Genomic DNA, 22,277 nt, shown 5'->3' on the forward strand with positions numbered 1-22,277 from the left:
GCTTTTATAGGGGTTGAACTGTTTGGAACATATGTACAGAGTATATAGAACCTTCTCCTGGCCAAAGCCGCTAATTCTTTTCCACTATTTCTTTTGTATTGAATAGCAGGTAAAATGAAACATAAAGTAATAGCTATAATTCATTACCAAATAATGAAAAAAAACTTAATTAGATTGATACTTCCTGTTACACTCCTGATAGGAGCTTGTACTAATGAACCGACTTATTCTAAAAAAATAACAGCATGTCTTAATGAAGGCAGAGATAGATTTTTAAGCACTGGTAAGATTGCATTTTTTGAGAATCCTGTAAGCGATTGTCTGGATGAAAAATTGAAAAACGAATTTATTGGTGGTTTTACCTTTAAAGATAAAAATGGGAGCACCATTAATACTGATTCTATAACTAAGCCAATATACCTTCAAACATTTTCTAGAAAAATAGAACAATGTAAAAAAGAGTTGAAACACTTAAATGATTTAGTGGATCAATACAAAGATGACGTAGAGTTTATTCTAATTGTAAAGAACGATGACTTCAAAGATGTTAGTAAGCTGCTGCTTGATAAGGATCCCGAAACTTATGGCCCTTTAGAGATTAATCAAAACATAAGTGTGGTTTACTTTTCCGAAAAAGATATTGTTCCGCTAAAAGCGGGGTATGGAGAATTAATATTTGGTGTACGAAACACAGAATACCCAACAACTTACTACATCTCAAAAAACAAATCACTATTCAAATTGACGACTATTGAAGATATATTGATATCAACTAATATTATCTATACTGAGGATGAAAGTTTAAGCGATGAAATGTTAAGCGAAATGAGCTTCAAGCAGAGAGTTCCTGAAATTATGAAAGCATTTATTGAAGCAAACAAAAGTCTTAACTAAATGAAGAACTAGAGATTACACAGAAGAAGTACACCGCTGAGCCAGATCGATCCAGTGGCACACCATTAACACAAAACAACCTTTAATATGTTAAGCGGGTAATTTGTAAATTATGGATAGTCTTTTTAAGATTTTATTTGAACTTTTTAAAACGTTTTTTAGGGTCTACTCCTGATACTTTTATACAGAATTTCAGAGACAGTTTTTGCCCTCATAGTTCTGCAATTGCATCAAGAAGTCAATGCTGTTAACTTTTCAGGGCCTGTCAGATAAGCTGAATTCTGATAGTAATGATGTCAGTGATGTGCCCTTCTTCAACATGTAGCAGTCAACATTGCAACCTTTCCTTACTGATTGGTACGCTAATTTTTTCTTTTCTCAGTGCTTCTGCACAGCGGGGACCGGGTGGAGTCGGTAATAATGATGGAAGTTCAAATCTTATTTATTGGATAGATGCTAATCGGCAAACCGATGTGGTAGGAGTAAACCTTACACAGATTTCTGATCTGTCAGGAAATAATGTGCAACACGCTATACTGGGCAATCCAACAGTGGCTGAAAATTTTGTTAACCAGAGAACAGCCATAAGTTTTAATGGTATAGATCAACAAATACTAACGGACATCTTTATTAATGCCGCATCGTATCCTAACTTAACGGTATGTGCTGTGTATAGACCAAATATTGTATATGCTGGTAGTGTTTGGGGCGACTACCAATCAGGCTGGGAGGGTCGTTATATTACTGACAATGCTTTTAACCCGCCAAGAACTTCAAATTTTGTAGGGCCAGGGTTTGATCCTGTTGATGCAACACATCCTTCAACAGTAGTACCAGGTTTATTTTCAGTTGAGAATTGGGTAATAAGCTCAGTTGTATTTAGAGAAGATGTAATTAATGGTACGGAGGTGCGGGTAAACGGGCAACTTGAAAGAACCTTTACATCAAATCACAATCCGGGAGCATTTAATCTCTTTACTATTGGTGCAGGTGGTTCGCCTAATGCTGTATTTCCATTCTGGTTTAATGGATATATAGCTGAGATTATTGTATTCAATGAAGCACTTGATGAGTTAGACTTGCCCATCATTGAAAACTACCTTTCAGCTAAATATGATATAGCTTTAACAAGTAATGATTTGTATGCAGGAGACGTTAGTGGTTTTGACTACGATGTAGCGGGCATCGGCAGGATTGATGCATCTACAGTAAGATTAGTAACACAGGGCACAGGTATTGTAAGTATTGAAGCAACAAGTATTGATGTAAACGAATTTTTGTTTTGGGGGCATAATAACGATGGTTTAAGTGCAATGGAAACCAGTGATATTCCTGATGGTGTTGAAGCCAGATCTAGTCGAGTTTGGTTTACAAGCGAAGTTAATAGTGAAGGCGATGCCGTTGATATTGGAAACCTTAACATAGCTTTTCAGCTTTCAAATCTTGGTTCAATTACAGTCAGTGACTTAGTACTTTTAATTGACTCAGATCAGGATGGCTTATTTTCAGATGAGACACCTATTACAGGAGCTTACGATCTCAGCAATAACAATTATCAATTTCAAAACGTAACATCAATAAGTAATGGCAGCCATTTTACTTTCGGTTCCAGCAACATTAGTGAAACACCATTACCAGTATCACTATTGAATTTCAAGGTAAGTATAGTTAATGCTGACATATTGGAGTTTGCCTGGACTACTGCTAGCGAGTTAAATAACGATTACTTCGAAATCCTTGAATCAAAGGACGCGTTTAATTGGCAACCGATCATAGAAACAAGTGCTACAGGTACTTCAAATGAATTGAATACATATGTTGTACAATATGATGACAGACACCACAACGGACGAACCTATTATAAGTTAAGGCAAGTGGATTTTGATGATACTTCGACAGATCTTAAAATTGAGAAAGTGGACAGAGATAGATCAGATGAGGTTGCTTTGTTTCCCAATCCGGCCAGTAGTTTTATTACAATTCAAGGTGACGAATTTGATCATGTAGAAATTTATGATAGTCAGATGCGGTTGATTAAAACTACTACACAAGATATTGTGCAGGTTAATGATTTACTGGAGGGGATGTATCTGGTATATATTTATTTTGCTGACAAGATTTTGGTTAGAAAGATTTCAATTCAAAGTGATTGAACATGGACAAAAGTATATTTGAGTATAAACGTTAGTCGTATATCGAAAATGGTGAGTTATACTTTTGGATAACTATCATTAATGAGTGGAAAAGGAATCTCATTATTAAAGATTTTCGTAATGAGTTTGATTTTTTATTTAATAATATGTTGGTTCGTGAGGACACGAACCAAGGCGGAGGACAAGCATTAATAATATTGCAAAAAATTGCCTTGTGCTTTCGCACATCGCTCGTCAATAGTCTGGGGAGATTAGTTGGTAGTGATAGGGTTAAAATAATAACCATTATCCACAAGTCTTTTGATCAAGCATATCTTCCTTCAATAGAGATCAATTGAAAACATTTTGAAAAGATGTTGGTTTGTGTAGTTGTGAGCCAGAGGATGACATAAAACTGAAAAAGACTTGTATACAATTGCCTATCATATTTTGCATGCCATGTAATAACACGCTCCTTCTGTCGACTAAAGTAGTGTTATGAAATATAAAAAGTTTAAGCAAATTGCCTCAATTATCATCTTAGGATCTTTAGGTGGTTTGGCTGGTCTTTTTCTGGCACGGCTGGGCTTGAAGACTGCGCATAGCACACCTCTGCCTGTAGTGCTCGCCATGGCTATTCTCTTTGTCCCCGCCTTCTTTTTTGTGGTGGCTGTTCATGAGGCGGGTCATGCCTGGGCTGGTATTAAAATGAACTTTGACTTCCGCACTTATATTGTTGGTCCCCTCTTGTGGAACAAGGAACCTGATGGCTGGAAATTCAAGCGGAATAAAAACATAAATACTTCTGGAGGTCTGGTCATTTGTACGCCCAGGGGATCGCAAGAGCTAACCAAGCGCTTTTCTATATTCGCTGCCGGTGGCCCCATCGCAAGCCTGTTACTGGCGGTTGTAGCTTTTACTGCACATGCACTACTGAAAAGTGCAACTCCTCTGCCATTGGTACTTCACATTGTATCAAATCTATTATTGTTAATAGCCTATCTCTCTATCGCAATTTTTGTTATTACGGCCATTCCTTTGCATACCGGTGGCTTCTCTTCAGACGGAGCCCGTATACTTCGCCTGCAACGCGGTGGAGATACAGCACGCTTTGAAGTACTGCTTTTAAAAACCATCAGTGAAGGTATGGGAGGTACCCGCCCACTTCTTTTTAATGCAGATGAATTAGATGAAGCCAAACAACTTGCGGTAAAGCTGGAAGCACATATGGGACTTTATATTGATTATTTTCTTTACCAGCAGGCAGCAGATCAGGGTAATATTGAGAAAGCAGAAGCGCATTTGAAAGATTACCTAGCACAAGTAGACGCGATACCCGAAGGACTAAGGGCTAGCGTCTGGATTGATGCAGCGTTTTTCTATGCTTATTACAAAAAAGATTTAGCCAAGGCGGAATCGTATTTTCAGCAATACAAACCTTCTCCAATGACAGGGCTCATGTCCGTGCATGCAGTAAGTGCTGCCATGGCATTCCTGAAGGAAGACTGGGTGAACGTACGCACACATTTCAATCATGCACAGGACGAAATGCCTAAAATGATGGATCAGGGAATGGCGCTTGTACTCCAGGAGAAGCTTAACCAAATGTTTGCAGCAATTCCTTATAAAGAGTAATTAGCTGACCATTGAAATCAATTTTTTACTTTAACTTTTCTTCTTGTTCAGCTTAAACTACTAAGCAAAGTGGATGTTGAAGTAAAGAATAGATAAATTAATGCCTGCATTTAAAGCATCAATAGAAATAATAGGCATCAACCCATTTGTGTTTGTACCTGAAAAAAATCTGACATCAAATTTTTAAAGCTGCAGATAAAGACAAAGGGCATATTCCCATTTGTGGTATGATTAAAGGTAAGCTTTACAACCAGACTTTGGTGAAATATAGTGGTCATTGGCGATTGTACATAAACACCATCATGCTGAAAGATTCGCCCAAGCGCATTGATGAAATGATAAAAATAACCATTGAATTTAATAAAAGAATTGTACGATAAAGCCACATCCTAAACTGGTGCAAGCGCTGCGTTCAAATAAGCAGGGGAAGCAAGTATTTGACACACTATCCCCATCAAGGCAAAAAGAGATTGTACGTTATATCTCTTCCTTAAAATCTGAAGCAAGTGTTGAGCTTAATGTAGATCGCGCCATTGGGTTTTTATTAGGTAAGAACGGTTTGTAGGCAGTGATAAACCATAGCACTGGTATCCTTCTTCGTGATATGTATTAACATAAACCGCAGAGTTCGCTGAGATTCGCAAAGAAGAGTTCAGAGCTCTACGAACCTTTGTGATCTTCGCGGTTAGAAAGTTTTTTTCTTTTCAAGTATTGTCTCCCATTTCAGGGACGATGCGTACTGCAGTATCTTGATTAAACGGCAAAGCCGGCAGAGGTTAGCAAAGAAGAATGTATTGCTCTGCGACCTTCGCGCTCTTTGCGGTTAGGAAGAATTTTTCGTCTAATGCTGAAGTGTTTTAATCGCAGAGGTTGGAAAAGAAAAGTACAGAACCTTGCGAACCTTCGCGTCCTTTGTGGTTATAAAACAAAAAGCCCTTGCAATTCATTGAATTACAAGGGCTTCGCACTATGGCTTGTAGTCCGTACGGGAATCGAACCCGTGTTACCAGAATGAAAATCTGGTGTCCTAACCCCTAGACGAACGGACCGTGCTAAATGGGAGTGCAAAGATAGTTTTAGGCTTTTTATTTGCAAACGCCAATTCGAAATTCTCTCACTTTTTTGCAAAAAAGATTAAAAAATCAAGAAACTTCCTTCAAACATATGATCTATCCCCACAGTAGGTGTATCCAATATCATTTTAGACTTTAATATGAATCAAGTGTATTGCTCCCAGGCCGCATGGCCCCGCATACTCATTCAAGGCTGTATGCTATCCGCGCATGCCCCGCCAGCATAATGCCTTGCCTGAGCATGCTGGAAGAAAGCATAGGAACATCCTATTGGCGATGTAATCAACAAAACGTAAATCCAATGCTACCTGAGTAATTAGGTCAGTTATTGAATCAATGCCGTTAATTAAGCCCCCTTGTTCAAACTCTCTGCTCGAGAGGATTGAAGGTGAGGCAAAAAAAAAAAGACTTCCCCTTGCGGGGAAGCCTTTACTAGTTATAGGTCAACTGATTACATCATGCCGCCCATGCCACCGCCCTGAGGCATAGCTGGTGCAGGATTTTCTTCAGGAATTTCAGACACTACGGCTTCGGTTGTTAACAACAAGCCAGAGATAGAGGCTGCGTTTTCAAGCGCTAAGCGAGAAACCTTAGTAGGATCGATGATACCTGCTTCGAAGAAGTTTTCAAACTTGTTCTCACGAGCATTGTATCCGTAGTCTTTCTTACCTTCTTTTACTTTGTTCACAATCACTGAAGCTTCCTGACCAGCATTTTCAGCAATGGTTCTTAAAGGAGACTCAAGTGCAAGACGAACGATGTTTACACCTGTTGCTTGATCTTCGTTGTCAAGACCAAGTGTTGTAAGGTCTTTCAAAGATTCGATAGCACGGATGTAAGCTACACCACCACCAGCAACGATACCTTCTTGTACCGCAGCACGTGTTGCGTGCAATGCATCATCTACGCGATCTTTCTTCTCTTTCATTTCAACTTCAGTTGCAGCACCAATGTAAAGAATAGCCACACCACCAGAAAGTTTCGCTAAACGTTCTTGTAATTTTTCTTTATCGTAATCAGAGGTTGTAGTCTCGATTTGCGCTTTGATTTGACCTATACGACCTGTAATGTCTGCCTTTTTACCAGCACCATTTACGATGGTTGTATTGTCTTTATCAATATTTATTTTTTCAGCGCGACCAAGCATGTCAAGCGTTGTGTTGTCAAGTTTGAAACCACGCTCTTCGCTGATCACTTGTCCACCGGTTAAGATGGCGATGTCTTCTAACATAGCTTTTCTGCGATCGCCAAAGCCAGGAGCCTTAACGGCAGCTACACGGAGAGCACCACGGATTTTGTTTACCACTAAAGTAGCCAAAGCTTCACCTTCAACTTCTTCAGCAATGATAACAAGCGGCTTACCAGTCTGAGCAGTTTGCTCAAGTACAGGCAACAACTCCTTCATGCTGCTGATTTTTTTATCATAGATCAAAATGTAAGGACTTTCTAATTCAGCCTCCATTTTCTCAGCGTTGGTTACAAAGTAAGGAGATAGGTAACCGCGATCGAACTGCATACCTTCTACAGTTTTCACTTCAGTTTCTGTTCCTTTAGCTTCTTCAACAGTGATTACACCATCTTTACCAACTTTTTCCATTGCGTCAGCAATCATTTTACCGATTGTCTCATCGCTGTTAGCAGAGATAGTAGCTACTTGTTGTATTTCGCTTGAATCTTTAATCTTCTTGCTTTGCTTTCTTAAGTTGTCAACTACTGCATGAACAGCCTTGTCGATACCACGCTTAAGGTCCATTGGGTTAGCACCAGCAGCCACGTTCTTAATACCGTGAGCATAGATAGATTGTGCCAATACGGTTGCAGTTGTTGTTCCATCACCCGCTGCATCAGCAGTTTTAGAGGCAACTTCTTTAACCAATTGAGCACCCATATTTTCGATAGGGTCTTTCAATTCAATTTCCTTTGCTACAGACACACCATCTTTAGTAACCGTAGGAGCACCGAATTTTTTATCAAGGATAACGTTACGGCCTTTAGGACCTAATGTAACTTTAACTGCGTCTGCTAATTTGTCAACGCCTCTTTTTAGTCTGTCGCGAGCGGAAGTATCGAATGTAATTTCTTTAGCCATTGTAGTGATTGTTTGAGTGAATTAAATAGTACCGAAAATGTCAGAGTTACGCATGATCAGGTATTCTTTACCTTCAATGGTAATTTCTGTACCAGCATACTTCCCGTAAAGGATGTTGTCGCCAACTTTCACTGTTACTGGTTTGTCTTTTAAGCCATCGCCAACGGCTATAACTTTTCCTTTCTGGGGCTTCTCTTTAGCCGTGTCGGGAATGATAATGCCAGAAGAGGTTTTTTCTTCTGCAGGAGCTGCTTCTACAAGCACTCTGTCTTCGTTGGGTTTGAAGTTAATTTTTGACATATACGTACTGAATAATTAAGTTGAAATATTAATATTATGCTGGTGGCTTGTCAGATATTGTGCCACAGCCAGCATAAACAGGAAAAAAGGACAATTTTTCCATTTTAAGCCTTTTTTATCGCTTTTAAAGATAGAAACATGTCAGGCGACCTGCTGGCTAATGGCAAGATGGCAGTAATCTCTTTCTGAAATCAGGCCGGAATCACCTCTTTTTTGTCAGTAAACGACTTGAGATTAACTTCGGAAACTGCCTTTTCGACCTTTTTCTTGTTTCTGCGTCCCCACCAAATAAGCGTACCGGTAACGGGTAAAGAAGCCGCTATCAGGCTGGCAAAGAATGCCAACAGCTTACCTGCAAAACCCATAATAGCCCCAGTGTGAATATCGTAATTCATCCGAATCAGTTTGTCGGCACCACTGGCTTTAGCACGCTTGCCATAGATTTGATTAACTTCTATTTCTGCTAAAGTATACTGATTGAAGAAACGATAATCTGCTTTCCAATAGGTAAGCCGATCGGGATTGATGGTTGCTGCAATACTGCCTGTATCGCTTTCAGGAAAGTGTACTTCAAGAATTTCTGCTTTAGGGTTTTCCGCTTTAAGTTTTGCCCAGAGCACATCAACGGGTTGACTAACTGTAGGAGTAGTTTTGGCTGTTGATTGCTCTTCGTAGATCGCTGTTTTATCGCCACCCGCCAGTAGGTATACGCCAACGCCAAACCATTGAAAGCCCCAGACTAATCCGGTTATGGCAAGTATCAGGGTGATGAACAAAGAGTAAAAACCAAATACGTTGTGTAGGTCATAATTCTTTCTACGCCAGCGCGCGTTCCACTTAATAGTAAATCGTTGTTTGGCTTTGTTTTTTTTAGGCCACCACAGCACAATGCCGGTTATAAGCATAATCAAAAAAATTAGGCATGAAGTGGCCACCACAGGTTGTCCAATGGTCGGTGGTAACCATAAGTAATAATGGCCTTGCAGTACTTGGTAAAAAAAGTCATGCGACATATTTTTTACCTTCAGTACTTCGCCTGTATAAGGGTTAATGTACACGAGGTAGTAGTAAAAGGGATCCAACTCATAGAAGCTTACAAAAGCAGCTCTTGTTGTTCCTTCATACTGCACACCATGAATTTTCTTGCCTGGCAATTTTGCTTCAGCTATGTCTTTTAGCATAGAAGGGGGTAAGAATGCTGTATGTTGTTCAACTACATGCCTGTAATCTTGTGTGAGTTCCTGTAAGTCATATTGAAATGCATATATACATCCTGTAATAGAGACAATAAAAACCACTAGCCCGGACGTTAGTCCGAGCCAGAGGTGAAGTTTGCCAGCAATCTTTTTAAAACTAAACTGCATTATGTTTTATTAAATCAATTGTGTAAGTAAAATTTGGCACTTTAAGTAACCACCTGATTTTCTTGATTCTCCTATCTCTCTCTAAAGGAGAGAGATAGGAGTGAGGCCAATTAAAAATGCATCAAGAAAATCAAGTGGTTCATAATGGTTTTACTTTTTAGTCGAACACCATTTAAAACTTGTAGTTAAGACTTAGTGAAATGTTGCGCAGGTTTTGTGGTGTCACAGTTGACCAACCGGAGTAGTATTGCTTGTCAGTTAAATTATTTACTTTCAGAATGATGCCGTACTTATCGCCTGTATAGGAAAGTGCTGCATTAAGTACAGTATATTCGGGTAACACAAACGTTCCTGTATTCGCTCTGTTTAATGTCTTATGATCACTGGCATAATTACCACCCAATCCAAAGCCCAGACCTTTAACAGCAGTGTTGCTGAATGTATAATTCAACCAGAAGTTTGCCAATTGAGCAGGGCCAGCCTCTTCAGGGCGCAAGCCAATGTAACCGTCACCGGGATTGTCTTTAACTATCTCACTGTCGTTATTGCTAAAACCTGCAATTATGTTTAAACCTTCAATTGGATTGGCAATAAGACTTACTTCAAATCCTGTACTTTGTGCTTCACCACCTTGTATAGAATTGTTTTGGTTATTCGGATCAACCATTACTCTATTTTTCACAGCAATGTTGTAATACGAAGCAGTGGCAGATAGTTTCCCATTGAGTAGATTACTTTTTACACCAAATTCATATTGGTTGGCTTGTTCAGGATCAAAAGTGACCAGGCGTGGGTTGCTTCCGTCTATATCGGCAATTTGAGTAGGCCCTACGTTGGTAAATCCATTCAAGTAATTACCAAAAACTGATAATTTTTCAGGTAGTACCTGATAAACAATACCAAACTTCGGAGAGAAAGCACTTTGATCTTTCACATCATCCGTTGCATAGTACGATGTCTTGCCACCAAACTGATCAAAACGTATGCTGGCTAAAACTGACAGGGCAGGGGTGATGTTGATTACATCCGATACATAAGCACTTATTACTTCACTTTCGGCAGTAGATACACCTTCGCTTGAACCTGCCACCAGATTATCCACAGCTGCTTTGGTAAGAATACCGGTATCAACTCCATCGGCCAGGGTAACTGTACCTCCCAACAACCACCCGGTGCTAGCGTTGTGAATGGCTGAGCTGAAGTAGTCGAAGCCAATCAATACTTTGTTTTCAATATTGCCGATAGAAAAATTGCCAATGAAATTTTGCTGAATGTCAGTGGTATTGGTTTCACCGTTGCGTTTAGAAATGTAGCGACCAAAAGTATTGCCGTCACTGAAATCCCATAAGTAATGGTAATAACCATCTGTCTTGGCTGAGCTTCTGGATATTACGGTTTGAGATGTCCATGCATCAGAGAGTTTATACAACGCCTGTGCCTGCAGACCTACCGTTGGATTTTTGATGGACAAATCGTTGCTGGTGAAAGAACGTGAATAGTATTTTTCAAAGATGTCCAGCGAGGTGAAAGACAAGGCTGAATAGCGGCTTAGAAATAGCATAGCAGGGTTTGCTGCCTCTGCATTCATAAACTCTGTATTAATCAGGAAGGTTAGTTTTTCATTAGCCTTAAACTTGAAGGAAGGTGCTATGAAAATTGACTTTTTAAAACCGGCATCCTGAAAAGAGTTTTCGCTGTGGTATGCAGTGTTAATGCGTGCAAAAGCCTGTTCACTTAAAGGCAGATTGACATCCGCAGTGAAACGGTTTAGGGCATTGCTTCCACTGATGTAGGTGAGTTCTCCTCCCAGACTTTCATACGGTCTTTTTGTGGTAACGTTGATCAGACCACCATAGGAGATAAGGGGGCTTCCAAACAAAGTACCGGATGGACCTTTAATAACATCAATCGTTTCTATGTTTATTGGATCTAGTCCACCGTTGTTAACACTGGGCAAACCATTTACCATAGAAGGTTGTACAGCAAAGCCACGTAATGAAAAGAATTCGGCCCCATCACCACCACGTCCGGTAGATTCCCATAAGCGAGTAATACCTGTAGCATTTTTTAAGGCATCATTGAAGTTAGTTACTACCTGATCAGCCAATATCTCTTTTGAAATGGAATTGTACACCTGGGGGTTCTCCAAATCCTTTAAAGGTTGCTTGGCAACAATAGCATTGTCATTACGATAGTATTTGTTAATACGGGCATCGGTAACTGTTATTTCTGATAAAGCAGTTGCTGTTTCATCTAAAGTAAAATTCACAAGGCTTACTTCGTTGGCTTTTACTTCAATACTTTGCTCTTGCTTTGAGGCACCCACAAAAGAGGCAACCAATTGATAGGTGCCGGGTTTAAGGTTGCTGATTAGAAAATTACCTTCTTTATCAGTAACTGATCCCTTGGCACTTCCTTTTACAGATATATTTACAAACTCTGCAGGCTTGCTATCTGCCGTTTTGATATTTCCTTTAATACTGCCGTTTTGAGCCATAATGCCAGCTGAAAACAGTGAAAAAGCTATAAATAGTATATTTCTTAACATTTTGTTTAGATTAATTCTAAACAAAGGTAGGGTCTGCATAAGATCTCCGTCAATCGCTTGTTAGAGCTATTTTTCATCTACCCTCTAGAGGGTAGGTGTCTCAAGGTTGAATAATGTCATTAATTTTTGAGCAAGCCAAGATCCATGGCCCTTACTACGAACTCTGTGGGTGATTTAATACTCAGCTTTTTAATGATGCTTTTGCGGTGTGTGTGCACCGTATGTGGACTCAAGTAAAGTAATTCTGCAACGGCCTGGGTCTGTTTACCCTTAGCAAGTAGTGCCAGTACTTCCTTTTCCCTGGCCGTTAATAATCCGTTTTCGACAGGCTCAATTGGCTGAACAAAGTGTTTATCCATAATGAGGTTGAGCACACTTTGACAATAGAACTTCTCGCCCTTAAGGCTGGCTTCAATAGCACGATGAACCTCTTGTTCGCTACAATCTTTGGTCACGTAAACAGCAGCACCAGTTTGCAAAGCATGTAAAATGAGTGACTTATCCTTTTCTGAAGAAAGTAAGAAAATGGATGTTTCAGGTGAATCAGTTGACAATCTTGCCAAAGCCTTCAGGCAAGCCTCACCACCGATACTGTAGTCGATTAGAAGTATATCAGGTTTATGTTGGATAAGAGCCTGGTCAAGCGCCTCATAACGCGTTACAGTGCCAACTAGCATTGCATCAGCGTGCTGATTGAGCAGGGCAATTGTACCTGCAAGAGTCAGGGCCTGCTTATCGGCAATCAGTACACGTTTTTTGGTCAGCATGAGGCCGCAAATATAATTTATTTAGACTTATTATAAACAAGCTTATTCAATCGGCATTTTTATTATTTTAAGAGTCAAAATACAATCGTATGAACTTATCAAAAGACTGGATTACGCAGGGACTGATTGACTTTGAGTATAAGAAGTACATGTTGTTAGCTTACCTGCAAAACGTTCGACAATCTTTCAGTAGGGTAGAGTTGTATCCCTATTTAGGCGACTTGGTGTTTCACTTCAGAAATCTACAGGAGTTAAAACGAACGAAGATGGTTTTTAAAGATGCTTTTCCTAAAGAACTTTCTATAGAGGATTTACAAAAGCTTGAATTGAGTTATAAACAATTAGTGGAGGATGATGCAATAATGGAAGAGTTGGAAGCCATTATTGATTATGCCTTGCCTCAATTTAAAAATTCATTGGATGAAGGCTCGCTTATCTATGAACACGTAGAATCACAATGTGAATTGGCACCCATAGGAGTAACACCTTTATATGCCAATGAAGGTTATCTTTTTGTTAGTCAACCTCCAGAAAAAGAGACGGCCATTTATCGTTATCAGGTAAGCATTTTTGAAGATAGGCATGAACCCATGAGAAGCTTACAAACAATTTACCTCGAAACACAAATGAGGACGCTGGCAACAACATATGAGAATATGAAGTTGGATTTAGTTAAGCGCTTTAAAGACTTACCGAACCCTGCTACTTTTTTAGTAATTTCTAGGTCAAAGTTTCCCCAAAAAGAAACACTAATGCCCGTGGTGAAGCGCTTGTTTGTAAAGCACTTATCTAAAGTGGCGTAGTTGATGTGCTGATGAGTTGATTCGTTAATTCGTTGATGGGATAATTCGTTGATTGATTTGAAAATTTTGATTCTTTATAAAGCAGCACAAAAAAAAAGCCACTGATTTTGTCAGTGGCTTTTTTATAATTTCAAATTTCAAATTTCAAGTTTGAAATTAATCTCTATACATCACCGCTTTCACCGCCTTTACAGTCTTTTCTACATTGGGTAAAATAGCCTGAATTAAAGTAGGTGCATAGGGAAGTGGCACATCAAAACTGTTTACACGTTGAATAGGTGCATCCAGATAATCGAAGGCGTGCTTCTGTACGTGGTAGGTTATTTCTGTAGCAATGGAAGACAAAGGCCAAGCCTCTTCAACGATTACTAGTCGATTGGTTTTCTTAACAGACTCCACAATAGCCACGTAATCAATCGGACGAACTGAACGCAAATCGATAACTTCACAGGAGATACCATCTTTCTGCAATTCCTCTGCAGCAGCCAAAGCTACTTTCATGATTTTACCGAAGGAAACGATTGTTACATCAGTACCCTCACGCTTTGTATCAGCGACACCAATTGGTATCAGGTATTCTTCAGCGGGTACATGCATCTTTTCACCATACATCACCTCCGACTCCATAAAAATTACAGGGTCGTTGTCACGAATGGCAGTCTTCAACAAACCTTTTGCATCATATGGATTTGAAGGTACTACTACCTTTAATCCTGGCGTATTAGCATACCAGTTTTCAAAGTTCTGAGAGTGCTGTGCACCTAGTTGGCCTGCATTACCGGTAGGACCTCTGAACACGATAGGTACATTTATCTGGCCACCAGACATAGACAGCATTTTAGCAGCTGAGCTGATAATAGGGTCTATAGCAACCAAAGAGAAGTTAAAAGTCATGAACTCTATGATCGGACGCAGACCATTCATGGCAGCACCCACACCAATACCGGCAAAGCCGAGCTCAGCGATAGGAGTATCGATCACGCGGTCAGGACCAAACTCATCCAACATACCCTGGCTTACTTTGTAAGCACCATTATATTCTGCCACTTCTTCACCCATTAAAAATACGCTAGGGTCTCTGCGCATTTCTTCATTCATGGCTTCACGAAGGGCTTCTCTAAACTGAATTTCTCTCATAATTGTAAGAAAGTGCGTAAAAATAGTATGACCAGACCTAGTATAAAAGCCCGCCAGTCATTTTAAATAAATAAAAAACCCCTCTGCTTGCGCAGAAGGGTTTCTCATCCAATGATTGTGTTTTGCTTATTTCAAAGCATTGCGGAACGTTTCGGTAGCCGCAAACTTAGAGAATTCAAGATCAGATAGGGCAGCCTGCTTCAAAGAAGAATCGATGCGTACAGCAGCTGTTAAGCTTTCTACCACCTTATCAGCATTACCTAAACGAGCATGCGCTACAGCTGCACCGTAGTGAGCGATAGCCAGGTTGCTGTTTTTGCCAGTAGCTTCACCGAATGAAGTAACAGCATTTTGGTAATCCTTATTCAAGACCTGAGCAAGACCTTTGTTGAAAGCGTTGTCAGCATTGTCAGTAGCAGATGAAGTTGAACGAACAGCTTCAGCATATTGAGCCTTAACGATCTCAGTAGCGCCTTTAACGCCATTTACACCGCGGCTGTTATCAGAAGATAAGTTCTTGCCAAGGGCAGCAGTAGCATGGTTGTAAGCAGCGTAAGCATTGCCCATCATCATGTTTACAGAAGCCAGGTTAGCGTGAACTTCGCCTGTTGCATTAATCTTAGCAGCGATATCTAATTGAGCCTTAGCCTTGTTAGCAAGGTCAGTAGCATTTGCCGGGTTTTCGATAGCTTGAGCGATGTAAACAGCGCCTAAGTTATTGTGAGCATTCCAGTTGGTACCTTTTTTGGTAGCTGCTTCGTAGATAGCTGCTTTTTCTTCTAAAGAAGGAGTAAGCGTTGCAGCGTACATCATTTCTTCGAAAGAAAGTGCATCAGTAGAAACTGAACCACCAACTATTTGCTTAGCTAAAACAGAGATTTCAGCATCTGTCTTCTTATCTTTTACAGTTAAGATTTCAGTTTTAGCAGTACGTAAACCAGGATATACTTCTTTGAAAACTTTCTTGTAAGAAGCTAATTTCTTCAATTCCTTCTCTTGAGCTTCAAAATCAGAGCCATTGTTAACAATGTTCAAGAAAGCAGATTTCTCTTCAGAAGAGATGCCTTCGTAAGCAGACAAAGCCTTCTTAAACTCAGCCCAATCTTCAACTACAGGCTTAATGATAAACTTGATAGAATCAGCTTTGCCTTTGTAGTCATATTTTTTCATTTGAGCGCGATAGTATTTTTCAATAGCAGCCGCACGCTCTTCAGATAGTTTTTTGTTGATACGTTCAGCACCTTCAGGAGAGTGAGTACCTGTGATAGTTACTGTACGCGTTAAGTTTTTAGCTGCGATAAATGCATCTAGTTGCTTTCCTTTATCTGCTCTTGTTTCAGAAGTACGTAATACTGAACGGCCCTGTTCGAAAATAAAATCAGGGATAACAACAGGAACAATTTCTTCAGCGTTGTTGTAACCATGTGCTGCGAAAGCAGCGTGGTATACAGGCTTCACTAATTTAGAAGTAGTGATAAGTCCAGTAGCAACCTGCATGCGTGGAGTAGTCTTAGACTTACCTTTAGCTGAGGCTACACCTTCGATTTCCATAACACCAGTTTTCATGGCTGGTTGGTAAGGGAATGAGAAAGATTTAGTTGCTCTTGGCTGTTCTGTTCCTGAATTTGGATAGTCTTCAGCTTTAATTTCAATTGAGCTAATGGCTAATTCCTGGTCGTTATACTTGTAAAAAGGGTTAATCGTATAAGATGTTCCTTTCTTAAGCATTTTTACAGGGAGGTTGGCAGCCATATCGAAGGCTACGGTATCCTTGTGAACTTCTAGGGGGTTAGGAGTAACAGTCAATTGTTGCTCTTTTGCCTTCTTAATCATTTGGGGCAATGTACAGCCCGCCATGGTTAAGGTAGCCAAGATGAGTAGCGAGTAAACTAATTTTCTCATTGGAATACGTTTTTGGTTAGTTTTAGAGTTGTATAACTACTTTGATGTAATTTTTGTGCAATAATAGTCAAAAAAATGTGATTTGGCCGAAATTTGAGAATCTGACAATGCCTAACTTTGTTACCAAGTTCCTGTTTTTCCGATAAAGTGTAGATTTTGAAGTTAAAACCCGAGTTAATCTTTATGAAAAGTTTAGTGAATCAAATTCAATTTTTGTGGGAAAACTATGCTTTTGGTGTGTGTCACAGGTTAGGTGAAAAGCTTGGTGTGGCTACCTGGAGCATTCGCCTTTTCTTTATCTATGCTTCTTTTATTACCTATGGATCACCCATTTTCGTCTATTTGGCCTTAGCTTTCATCATGAATCTACGCAGATATCAACGGAAAAGAGCCCATATCTGGGATTTTTAATTCAATATTAAGATTCCCTGATCAACCTTGAAGCATATGTTTAACCACTTTATAACCGCAAAGAGCACAAAGATTCGCGGAGTTAGGGATCTTCTTCGCGAACCTTAGCGTCCTCTTCGGTTTTAATACAATTCTAAGCGCAAAGGTTTTTTTAATTATAGGTCACTAAATTTTAGTTATTATATTGATGGCTTTCTCTTCTCTATAAAGTGTTGCCATATCAGTAAGCCTGAATAAATCCCTGTCAATCTGGGGTTATGGCTTGACGTTCGCTTGCTCAGGGTTGATCCAAGCTTTACAAAAAAAACATCTCCATGTGCACAAACTATAGCCCAGGCATGTTTGCCTTGGCCTGTCAATAAGAAGCGCAGAGCCGCTACATAGTCTAGCATTACTCGAAAAGGAAGTTTCCAGAGGAGGGCCGAAAATGTTAGGTTCTTGATAAGTAACGAAAGTCCATTTCTAAAATTCAGGTAAGTCTTCTTCGGGTTTACTTTAGCTAATGTTCCACCACCCACATGATATACAGTGCTATCCCCAACATAATAAATGGAATGCCCTTGTCGCTTTAAGCGCCAGCATAGATCAATTTCTTCCATGTGCGCGAAGAAGTCTTCGTCCAGACCACCAAGTTGGTGATACAGTTTACTGCGCACGACCATACAAGCACCAGTAGCCCAGAATATTTCTTTAGTGTCATTGTACTGGCCAAGGTCTTTCTCTAATTCATCAAAAATTCTTCCTCGGCAAAAGGGATAGCCTAAGCTGTCAATGAAACCACCAGCTGCTCCGGCATATTCAAAGTATTCTTTGTTGTGAAAGGATTTTATTTTAGGCTGAACCGCTGCAACATTGAGATTATTATCCAAAAATTGTACAACCGGCTGAAGCCATAGCGCTGTTACTTCAACATCAGAATTGAGCAACACATAATAATCGGCATTAACTTCTTGTAAGGCTCGGTTATAGCCACCGCAGAATCCGAAATTGTTTTTCAGCTGTATGAGGCGTACAGTCGGAAACTCCTTTGTAAGTATAGTAATAGATTGATCAGTGGAGGCGTTGTCAGCTACTATGATTTCCGCCTCATTACTGTATTCAATAACAGCAGGAAGAAATTGGCGGAGAAAATGCTCTCCGTTATAGTTTAAAATAACAACTGCTACTGTACTCAATTGATAACGATTGATGATGAAAGGTCAGTTATATAAGAAATAATGAAGGCCTATTTTAACCACCCATTAAGCTACCCAAATCCATACCTGGAATATTTGGCAACAATCCCTCTGTGCTTTTCTTTAACGATTCTTTGGCGAGTATCTCCGCCTCATCACTCGCCTTATTCACAGCCGCAATAATCAGGTCTTGTAAAATGCCTTTGTCTTCTGATTTTATTAATGAAGGATCTATGGTAAGCGACATTAGCTGACGTTTTCCGTTGACTGTAGCCTGTACCATGCCACCGCCCGATTCACCATTGGCACTTATATTTACCAGATTATCTTGTGCTTCTTTGATGCGGGCCTGCACTTCTTTCATTTTGCCCATCATCTTCATCATATCAAACATAGCTATTGAGTTTAATTGTACATCGGGTGCGAAAATACAGGAAAGGATTAACTTAGTTAAGTCTTGGACTTTCTTTTGCCATAGATTTCAAAGATTCTCACGGATCATGGAAACGTATCTGTGGAAATTTATGAAACCTGTGCATCCGGCTGGCGGATCTGTGGTTTCTAAAAGTGAAAGCAATAGTTGAATTACTTTTTACGCATCAGTACAACGGCACCGGATTCAGTAAAAATTCTTCCGGTAAAGTCAGTGATATTTGATACGAAAGCATAAGTTCCATCGGGTTGATCAACACCGCGGAATGTGCCGTCCCACCCCTGATCAATGCTGTTGGAGGTAAAGACCAGTTCGCCCCAGCGGTTGAATATTTTCATTTCGAAAGAAGAAATGTACTGACCAAAAACCCTGAAGATTTCGTTTTCAACAGGCCCTTGATCATCTGGAGTAAATGCGCGTGGGTAAAATAAATTTGGTCTTCGAATTACCTCCAATCTGTTGGATGTAGCAGCTCCAAGCGCGCCATCATTAGGCAGCACAAAAATTCTGTAATAGGTTTGTTGATTAAAAAGATCAACTTCATTGTCCGTAAAAGTGTTGACATTACCCACATTGAATACGCGCAGTAATCCCCCAGACTGCGAATACTTCTCCAGGCGATAACCAACAATGCCATTGGTCCAACCCTGATAGTTAGTCCAGGAGAGATTAACAGCATTATCGGTGCTTAGGTTAGCGCTTAATACTACGGGGCAAGCTTCTGGGCTCAGGTTACTTTTATTCTCGCAGGCATCATCATATAAAATTTGATAACACGCATTAGTAGCAAGTTCAATTGCAGTATCGGTAAATGGTGATTGCGTGTCGGTTTCCAGAAATGCATACGTACCACCATTGGTATTCTTGTATATGTAATACACTGTGGCTTGAGGGGCATCTGTCCATACTAATTCAGCTTCTTCATTGTCGTTGATGCTTGCCGTAATATCTGTAAGGGCAGGTGGTTGTTGATTAGTAAAACTCTCTACACATTTTATCAACGAAGTAGATGTTGCACCATCAGCATAATTGGCAGTAAGCCGATAACAATGTTCTTCATTGCAAATACTTTCTGTATCGTTAATGGTGGTAAGGGCAGGAGAGACGCCCCCGAAATAACTCGCTTGATCATCTCTTCCCACACTGTAGGCCGTTACACCCGTATTGTTGCCAATCCAGTCAAGTCGATTAAAGCCGTCTTGCGCAGTGGCATTTAAACGCACGGAGCAAATAATAGGTGAAGTGTTAGCGGCAGTATTTGTGCAGGCATCAATGGAGCTGATTCTGTAACAATAATATGCACTGTTGTTACTTAAGTTACTCACCGTATCACGGTTGTCCTCAAAAGTAAATTTTAACTGCTGAAATGTTGAGGCATTGTTAAGCGCAATATCAATTCTGCTTAATGTGTTAACGGGTAAAATGTAGCGCAGATCAATTTCACTTTCGTTGATGGCAGTAAGCGAATTGAAATTACCAGGAGCCACAGCCGCCACGGCTGTTATATTCTTTTGTAAAGTAGCGCAGTTATCAGCAGCATTCAGGTTGCGTCCACGTACAGAAACAGTTTTGGCACCTGCTGTAGCTAAAGTATGGTTGTCCTTTGCCAGCGAACCTGAGGGAACGGTTGTACTCGTACCATCACTATAATTGATTATATATTGATTGTACACATTGTCATTGATTTTTACCTGAACACCATTGCCATTACAAGTATAGAGATCAAAATCAGGTTGAAGATTAGCGACCACTTCAATTTGTATGTCATCTACTTCATTGGCTGCACATTGATTACTGTAACATACTTTTAATAAATAAATACCAGGTGTTGTGTAAGTAAAAGAAGCAGGTGATGTGTTACGACTATCGGCAGGTTGTGTAAAGCCGTCACCCAGAAAATCAATTATACAAGGATTTGCACCGCAGCCTCCAGGCAAAAGGGTTTCAAAAGTAACGGTAAGTGGCGCACATCCTTTTCTCTCATCGACCCGAAAGCGACCAAGCCTGCTCGTATACGGTTGAGCGAAGGCCAGTGTTGTGCTCAGGAGTAAAAAGAAAAAAAAGGAAAAACGAATCATTTGTTCAATTCAATATTTTTTAAAAAATCTTCTGCTTTTTTCATGTCATTGTGCATCAAGCGATCTTCTTGTATAAACGAAACTTCCTTCCTGAAAGTATCTACAAAGTTTTCCAGGAAAGGGGAAGTATGCAAGGGTTTTCTGAATTCAATCGCCTGTGCAGCCGTCAATAGTTCTATGGCCAATATTGAATACAAATTATTCACCACTTTATACACCTTGGTGGCTGCATTGGCCCCCATGCTCACATGGTCTTCCTGTCCGTTAGAGGAAACAATAGAATCTACAGAGGCAGGCGTACACAATTGCTTATTTTGACTTACAATAGAAGCAGCAGTGTATTGGGGGATCATCATACCTGAGTTAATACCCGGATTGGCCACAAGGTAATTCGGTAAATCGCGCGAACCAGAGATGAGCTGAAAAGTTCTGCGTTCTGAAATATTGCCCAATTCTGCTACCGCGATGGCAAGAAAATCGAGTGCCAAGGCTAAGGGCTGACCGTGAAAATTACCACCAGATAAAATGGCATCCTCATCAGGGAAGACATTCGGATTATCAGTAACGCTATTAGCTTCTTTCAGCATTACCTGACTGACATACGCAATGGTATCAGCACTGGCGCCATGCACTTGCGGAATACAACGGAAGGAGTAGGGGTCTTGTACGTGTTTTTTCGGCTGACGAATAATTTCAGAGCCTTTGAGCAATTCGCGAATGGTTGCCGCAACATTTACTTGGCCTGCATGCGGACGAACTGCGTGTATTTTTTCATCGAAAGCTTCAATGCGGCCGTCAAAGGCATCCAGTGAAAGTGCTCCGATAATGTTGGCCAGTTTTAGAATACGATTGGCATGTAAAGTACACCACACCCCGTATGCCAGCATAAACTGTGTGCCATTAAGCAAAGCCAATCCTTCTTTAGATTGTAAATGCAAAGGATTCCATTGAAAAGTCTTGTTGAAAAGTATTGCCGGAGTTTTTACCTGCTTTACGTAAGCTTCACCTTCGTTTAGCATGGGTAAACATAAATGTGCTAAGGGAGCTAAATCACCTGAAGCACCGAGTGAACCCATTTCATAAACTACAGGATACACTTCATGATTAAAGAAATCCACTAAACGTTGCGCAGTACTTACTTGTACACCTGAGTTACCATAAGCCAATGATTGTACTTTCAGAAAAAGCATTAAGCGCACAATATCTGAGGGTACTTCGGCACCAATGCCACAAGCGTGCGACTTCACTAAATTCTCCTGTAACTTTTCGAGTTGATCGGAAGAAATGTTTTTGTTGTATAGTGAGCCAAAGCCTGTGTTAATGCCATAAATGGGAGCACTCGACTTTTTTAATTTATCATTCAAATAAAGTCTGCACTTTTCAATGCGCATTTTGGCTTCATCCGAAAGCGACAAAGTACCAGAAGAGAAGACAATTTTCTCGAGCGTCTCTAAGCTTATGGTTTCGGTAGATATGGCGTGCTTAAATGACATTTATAAAAGTTAGTTTAATGAATGTTTTGATTGGATATTTAAC

The 22,277-nt window shown here is 40.1% G+C and carries 17 protein-coding genes and 1 tRNA gene; 6 read left to right on the forward strand and 12 right to left on the reverse strand.

The annotated features are described in order from the left end of the window. The first annotated feature begins 153 nt into the window (after positions 1 to 153). The 4 genes from SanaruYs_RS00660 (at position 154) to SanaruYs_RS20275 (ending at position 5,226) form a co-directional block, all read left to right on the forward strand. On the forward strand, positions 154 to 894 hold the full coding sequence (locus SanaruYs_RS00660) for a hypothetical protein (RefSeq protein ID WP_127120585.1): 741 nt from the start codon (positions 154 to 156) through the stop codon (positions 892 to 894). Between the two features lie 290 nt (positions 895 to 1,184). Next, entirely contained in the window at positions 1,185 to 3,047 is a 1,863-nt protein-coding gene (locus SanaruYs_RS00665) for a T9SS type A sorting domain-containing protein (RefSeq protein ID WP_127120586.1), read from the forward strand. Positions 3,048 to 3,524: 477 nt separating this feature from the next. Beyond that, on the forward strand, positions 3,525 to 4,661 hold the full coding sequence (locus SanaruYs_RS00670) for a M50 family metallopeptidase (RefSeq protein ID WP_127120587.1): 1,137 nt from the start codon (positions 3,525 to 3,527) through the stop codon (positions 4,659 to 4,661). Between the two features lie 397 nt (positions 4,662 to 5,058). Continuing rightward, the gene (locus tag SanaruYs_RS20275) at positions 5,059 to 5,226 is read left to right on the forward strand and encodes a YdeI/OmpD-associated family protein (protein ID WP_246011803.1); all 168 of its coding nucleotides are present in this window, start codon (positions 5,059 to 5,061) and stop codon (positions 5,224 to 5,226) included. Between the two features lie 412 nt (positions 5,227 to 5,638). Here SanaruYs_RS20275 and SanaruYs_RS00680 read toward each other — a convergent pair. From SanaruYs_RS00680 to SanaruYs_RS00705, 6 genes are all read right to left on the reverse strand, one after another. Next, positions 5,639 to 5,710, reverse strand: a tRNA-Glu gene (locus SanaruYs_RS00680). Positions 5,711 to 6,185: 475 nt separating this feature from the next. Further along, the gene (gene groL / locus SanaruYs_RS00685) at positions 6,186 to 7,823 is read right to left on the reverse strand and encodes a chaperonin GroEL (protein WP_127120588.1); all 1,638 of its coding nucleotides are present in this window, start codon (positions 7,821 to 7,823) and stop codon (positions 6,186 to 6,188) included. A gap of 21 nt (positions 7,824 to 7,844) precedes the next feature. Continuing rightward, positions 7,845 to 8,123, reverse strand: a complete 279-nt coding sequence (locus SanaruYs_RS00690; RefSeq protein WP_127120589.1) for a co-chaperone GroES — start codon at positions 8,121 to 8,123, stop codon at positions 7,845 to 7,847. A gap of 191 nt (positions 8,124 to 8,314) precedes the next feature. Then, the gene (locus SanaruYs_RS00695) at positions 8,315 to 9,487 is read right to left on the reverse strand and encodes a PepSY-associated TM helix domain-containing protein (RefSeq protein ID WP_127120590.1); all 1,173 of its coding nucleotides are present in this window, start codon (positions 9,485 to 9,487) and stop codon (positions 8,315 to 8,317) included. A 172-nt stretch (positions 9,488 to 9,659) separates the two neighbouring features. After that, a complete protein-coding gene (locus SanaruYs_RS00700) occupies positions 9,660 to 12,035 on the reverse strand; it encodes a TonB-dependent receptor (protein ID WP_127120591.1) in 2,376 nt (791 codons plus the stop codon). 119 nt (positions 12,036 to 12,154) lie between these two features. Then, on the reverse strand, positions 12,155 to 12,802 hold the full coding sequence (locus SanaruYs_RS00705) for a response regulator transcription factor (protein WP_127120592.1): 648 nt from the start codon (positions 12,800 to 12,802) through the stop codon (positions 12,155 to 12,157). Positions 12,803 to 12,891: 89 nt separating this feature from the next. On the opposite strand from SanaruYs_RS00705, the gene SanaruYs_RS00710 reads away from it, so the two are divergent. Continuing rightward, complete coding sequence (locus SanaruYs_RS00710; RefSeq protein WP_127120593.1) at positions 12,892 to 13,605, forward strand: hypothetical protein; 714 nt, start codon at positions 12,892 to 12,894, stop codon at positions 13,603 to 13,605. A 156-nt stretch (positions 13,606 to 13,761) separates the two neighbouring features. Here SanaruYs_RS00710 and SanaruYs_RS00715 read toward each other — a convergent pair whose 3' ends face one another. Continuing rightward, on the reverse strand, positions 13,762 to 14,742 hold the full coding sequence (locus SanaruYs_RS00715) for a pyruvate dehydrogenase complex E1 component subunit beta (RefSeq protein ID WP_127120594.1): 981 nt from the start codon (positions 14,740 to 14,742) through the stop codon (positions 13,762 to 13,764). Positions 14,743 to 14,868: 126 nt separating this feature from the next. Then, on the reverse strand, positions 14,869 to 16,644 hold the full coding sequence (locus SanaruYs_RS00720) for a TPR end-of-group domain-containing protein (RefSeq protein WP_127120595.1): 1,776 nt from the start codon (positions 16,642 to 16,644) through the stop codon (positions 14,869 to 14,871). A gap of 183 nt (positions 16,645 to 16,827) precedes the next feature. Here SanaruYs_RS00720 and SanaruYs_RS00725 point away from each other — a divergent pair, with 183 nt between their 5' ends. Next, complete coding sequence (locus tag SanaruYs_RS00725) at positions 16,828 to 17,055, forward strand: PspC domain-containing protein (RefSeq protein WP_246011804.1); 228 nt, start codon at positions 16,828 to 16,830, stop codon at positions 17,053 to 17,055. A gap of 179 nt (positions 17,056 to 17,234) precedes the next feature. Here SanaruYs_RS00725 and SanaruYs_RS00730 read toward each other — a convergent pair whose 3' ends face one another. From SanaruYs_RS00730 to hutH, 4 genes are all read right to left on the reverse strand, one after another. Then, on the reverse strand, positions 17,235 to 18,230 hold the full coding sequence (locus SanaruYs_RS00730) for a glycosyltransferase family 2 protein (protein WP_127120596.1): 996 nt from the start codon (positions 18,228 to 18,230) through the stop codon (positions 17,235 to 17,237). A 55-nt stretch (positions 18,231 to 18,285) separates the two neighbouring features. Continuing rightward, the gene (locus SanaruYs_RS00735) at positions 18,286 to 18,624 is read right to left on the reverse strand and encodes a YbaB/EbfC family nucleoid-associated protein (RefSeq protein ID WP_127120597.1); all 339 of its coding nucleotides are present in this window, start codon (positions 18,622 to 18,624) and stop codon (positions 18,286 to 18,288) included. A 191-nt stretch (positions 18,625 to 18,815) separates the two neighbouring features. Next, complete coding sequence (locus SanaruYs_RS00740) at positions 18,816 to 20,741, reverse strand: T9SS type B sorting domain-containing protein (RefSeq protein WP_127120598.1); 1,926 nt, start codon at positions 20,739 to 20,741, stop codon at positions 18,816 to 18,818. Next, the gene (hutH, locus tag SanaruYs_RS00745) at positions 20,738 to 22,234 is read right to left on the reverse strand and encodes a histidine ammonia-lyase (RefSeq protein WP_127120599.1); all 1,497 of its coding nucleotides are present in this window, start codon (positions 22,232 to 22,234) and stop codon (positions 20,738 to 20,740) included. The genes SanaruYs_RS00740 and hutH overlap by 4 nt, the downstream gene beginning before the upstream one ends. Between the last annotated feature and the right edge of the window lie 43 nt (positions 22,235 to 22,277).

The sequence above is a fragment of the Chryseotalea sanaruensis genome (assembly GCF_003990915.1).
Classification (GTDB): Bacteria; Bacteroidota; Bacteroidia; order Cytophagales; family Cyclobacteriaceae; genus Chryseotalea; species Chryseotalea sanaruensis.

Excerpts from the sequence above, each read along its gene's own strand:
- SanaruYs_RS00660 (WP_127120585.1), top strand. The coding sequence starts at position 154 with ATGAAAAAAAACTTAATTAGATTGATACTTCCTGTTACACTCCTGATA.
- SanaruYs_RS00665 (WP_127120586.1), top strand. The coding sequence starts at position 1,185 with ATGATGTCAGTGATGTGCCCTTCTTCAACATGTAGCAGTCAACATTGC.
- SanaruYs_RS00670 (WP_127120587.1), top strand. The coding sequence starts at position 3,525 with ATGAAATATAAAAAGTTTAAGCAAATTGCCTCAATTATCATCTTAGGA.
- groL (WP_127120588.1), bottom strand. The coding sequence starts at position 7,823 with ATGGCTAAAGAAATTACATTCGATACTTCCGCTCGCGACAGACTAAAA.
- SanaruYs_RS00690 (WP_127120589.1), bottom strand. The coding sequence starts at position 8,123 with ATGTCAAAAATTAACTTCAAACCCAACGAAGACAGAGTGCTTGTAGAA.
- SanaruYs_RS00695 (WP_127120590.1), bottom strand. The coding sequence starts at position 9,487 with ATGCAGTTTAGTTTTAAAAAGATTGCTGGCAAACTTCACCTCTGGCTC.
- SanaruYs_RS00700 (WP_127120591.1), bottom strand. The coding sequence starts at position 12,035 with ATGTTAAGAAATATACTATTTATAGCTTTTTCACTGTTTTCAGCTGGC.
- SanaruYs_RS00705 (WP_127120592.1), bottom strand. The coding sequence starts at position 12,802 with ATGCTGACCAAAAAACGTGTACTGATTGCCGATAAGCAGGCCCTGACT.
- SanaruYs_RS00710 (WP_127120593.1), top strand. The coding sequence starts at position 12,892 with ATGAACTTATCAAAAGACTGGATTACGCAGGGACTGATTGACTTTGAG.
- SanaruYs_RS00715 (WP_127120594.1), bottom strand. The coding sequence starts at position 14,742 with ATGAGAGAAATTCAGTTTAGAGAAGCCCTTCGTGAAGCCATGAATGAA.
- SanaruYs_RS00720 (WP_127120595.1), bottom strand. The coding sequence starts at position 16,644 with ATGAGAAAATTAGTTTACTCGCTACTCATCTTGGCTACCTTAACCATG.
- SanaruYs_RS00725 (WP_246011804.1), top strand. The coding sequence starts at position 16,828 with ATGAAAAGTTTAGTGAATCAAATTCAATTTTTGTGGGAAAACTATGCT.
- SanaruYs_RS00735 (WP_127120597.1), bottom strand. The coding sequence starts at position 18,624 with ATGTTTGATATGATGAAGATGATGGGCAAAATGAAAGAAGTGCAGGCC.
- SanaruYs_RS00740 (WP_127120598.1), bottom strand. The coding sequence starts at position 20,741 with ATGATTCGTTTTTCCTTTTTTTTCTTTTTACTCCTGAGCACAACACTG.
- hutH (WP_127120599.1), bottom strand. The coding sequence starts at position 22,234 with ATGTCATTTAAGCACGCCATATCTACCGAAACCATAAGCTTAGAGACG.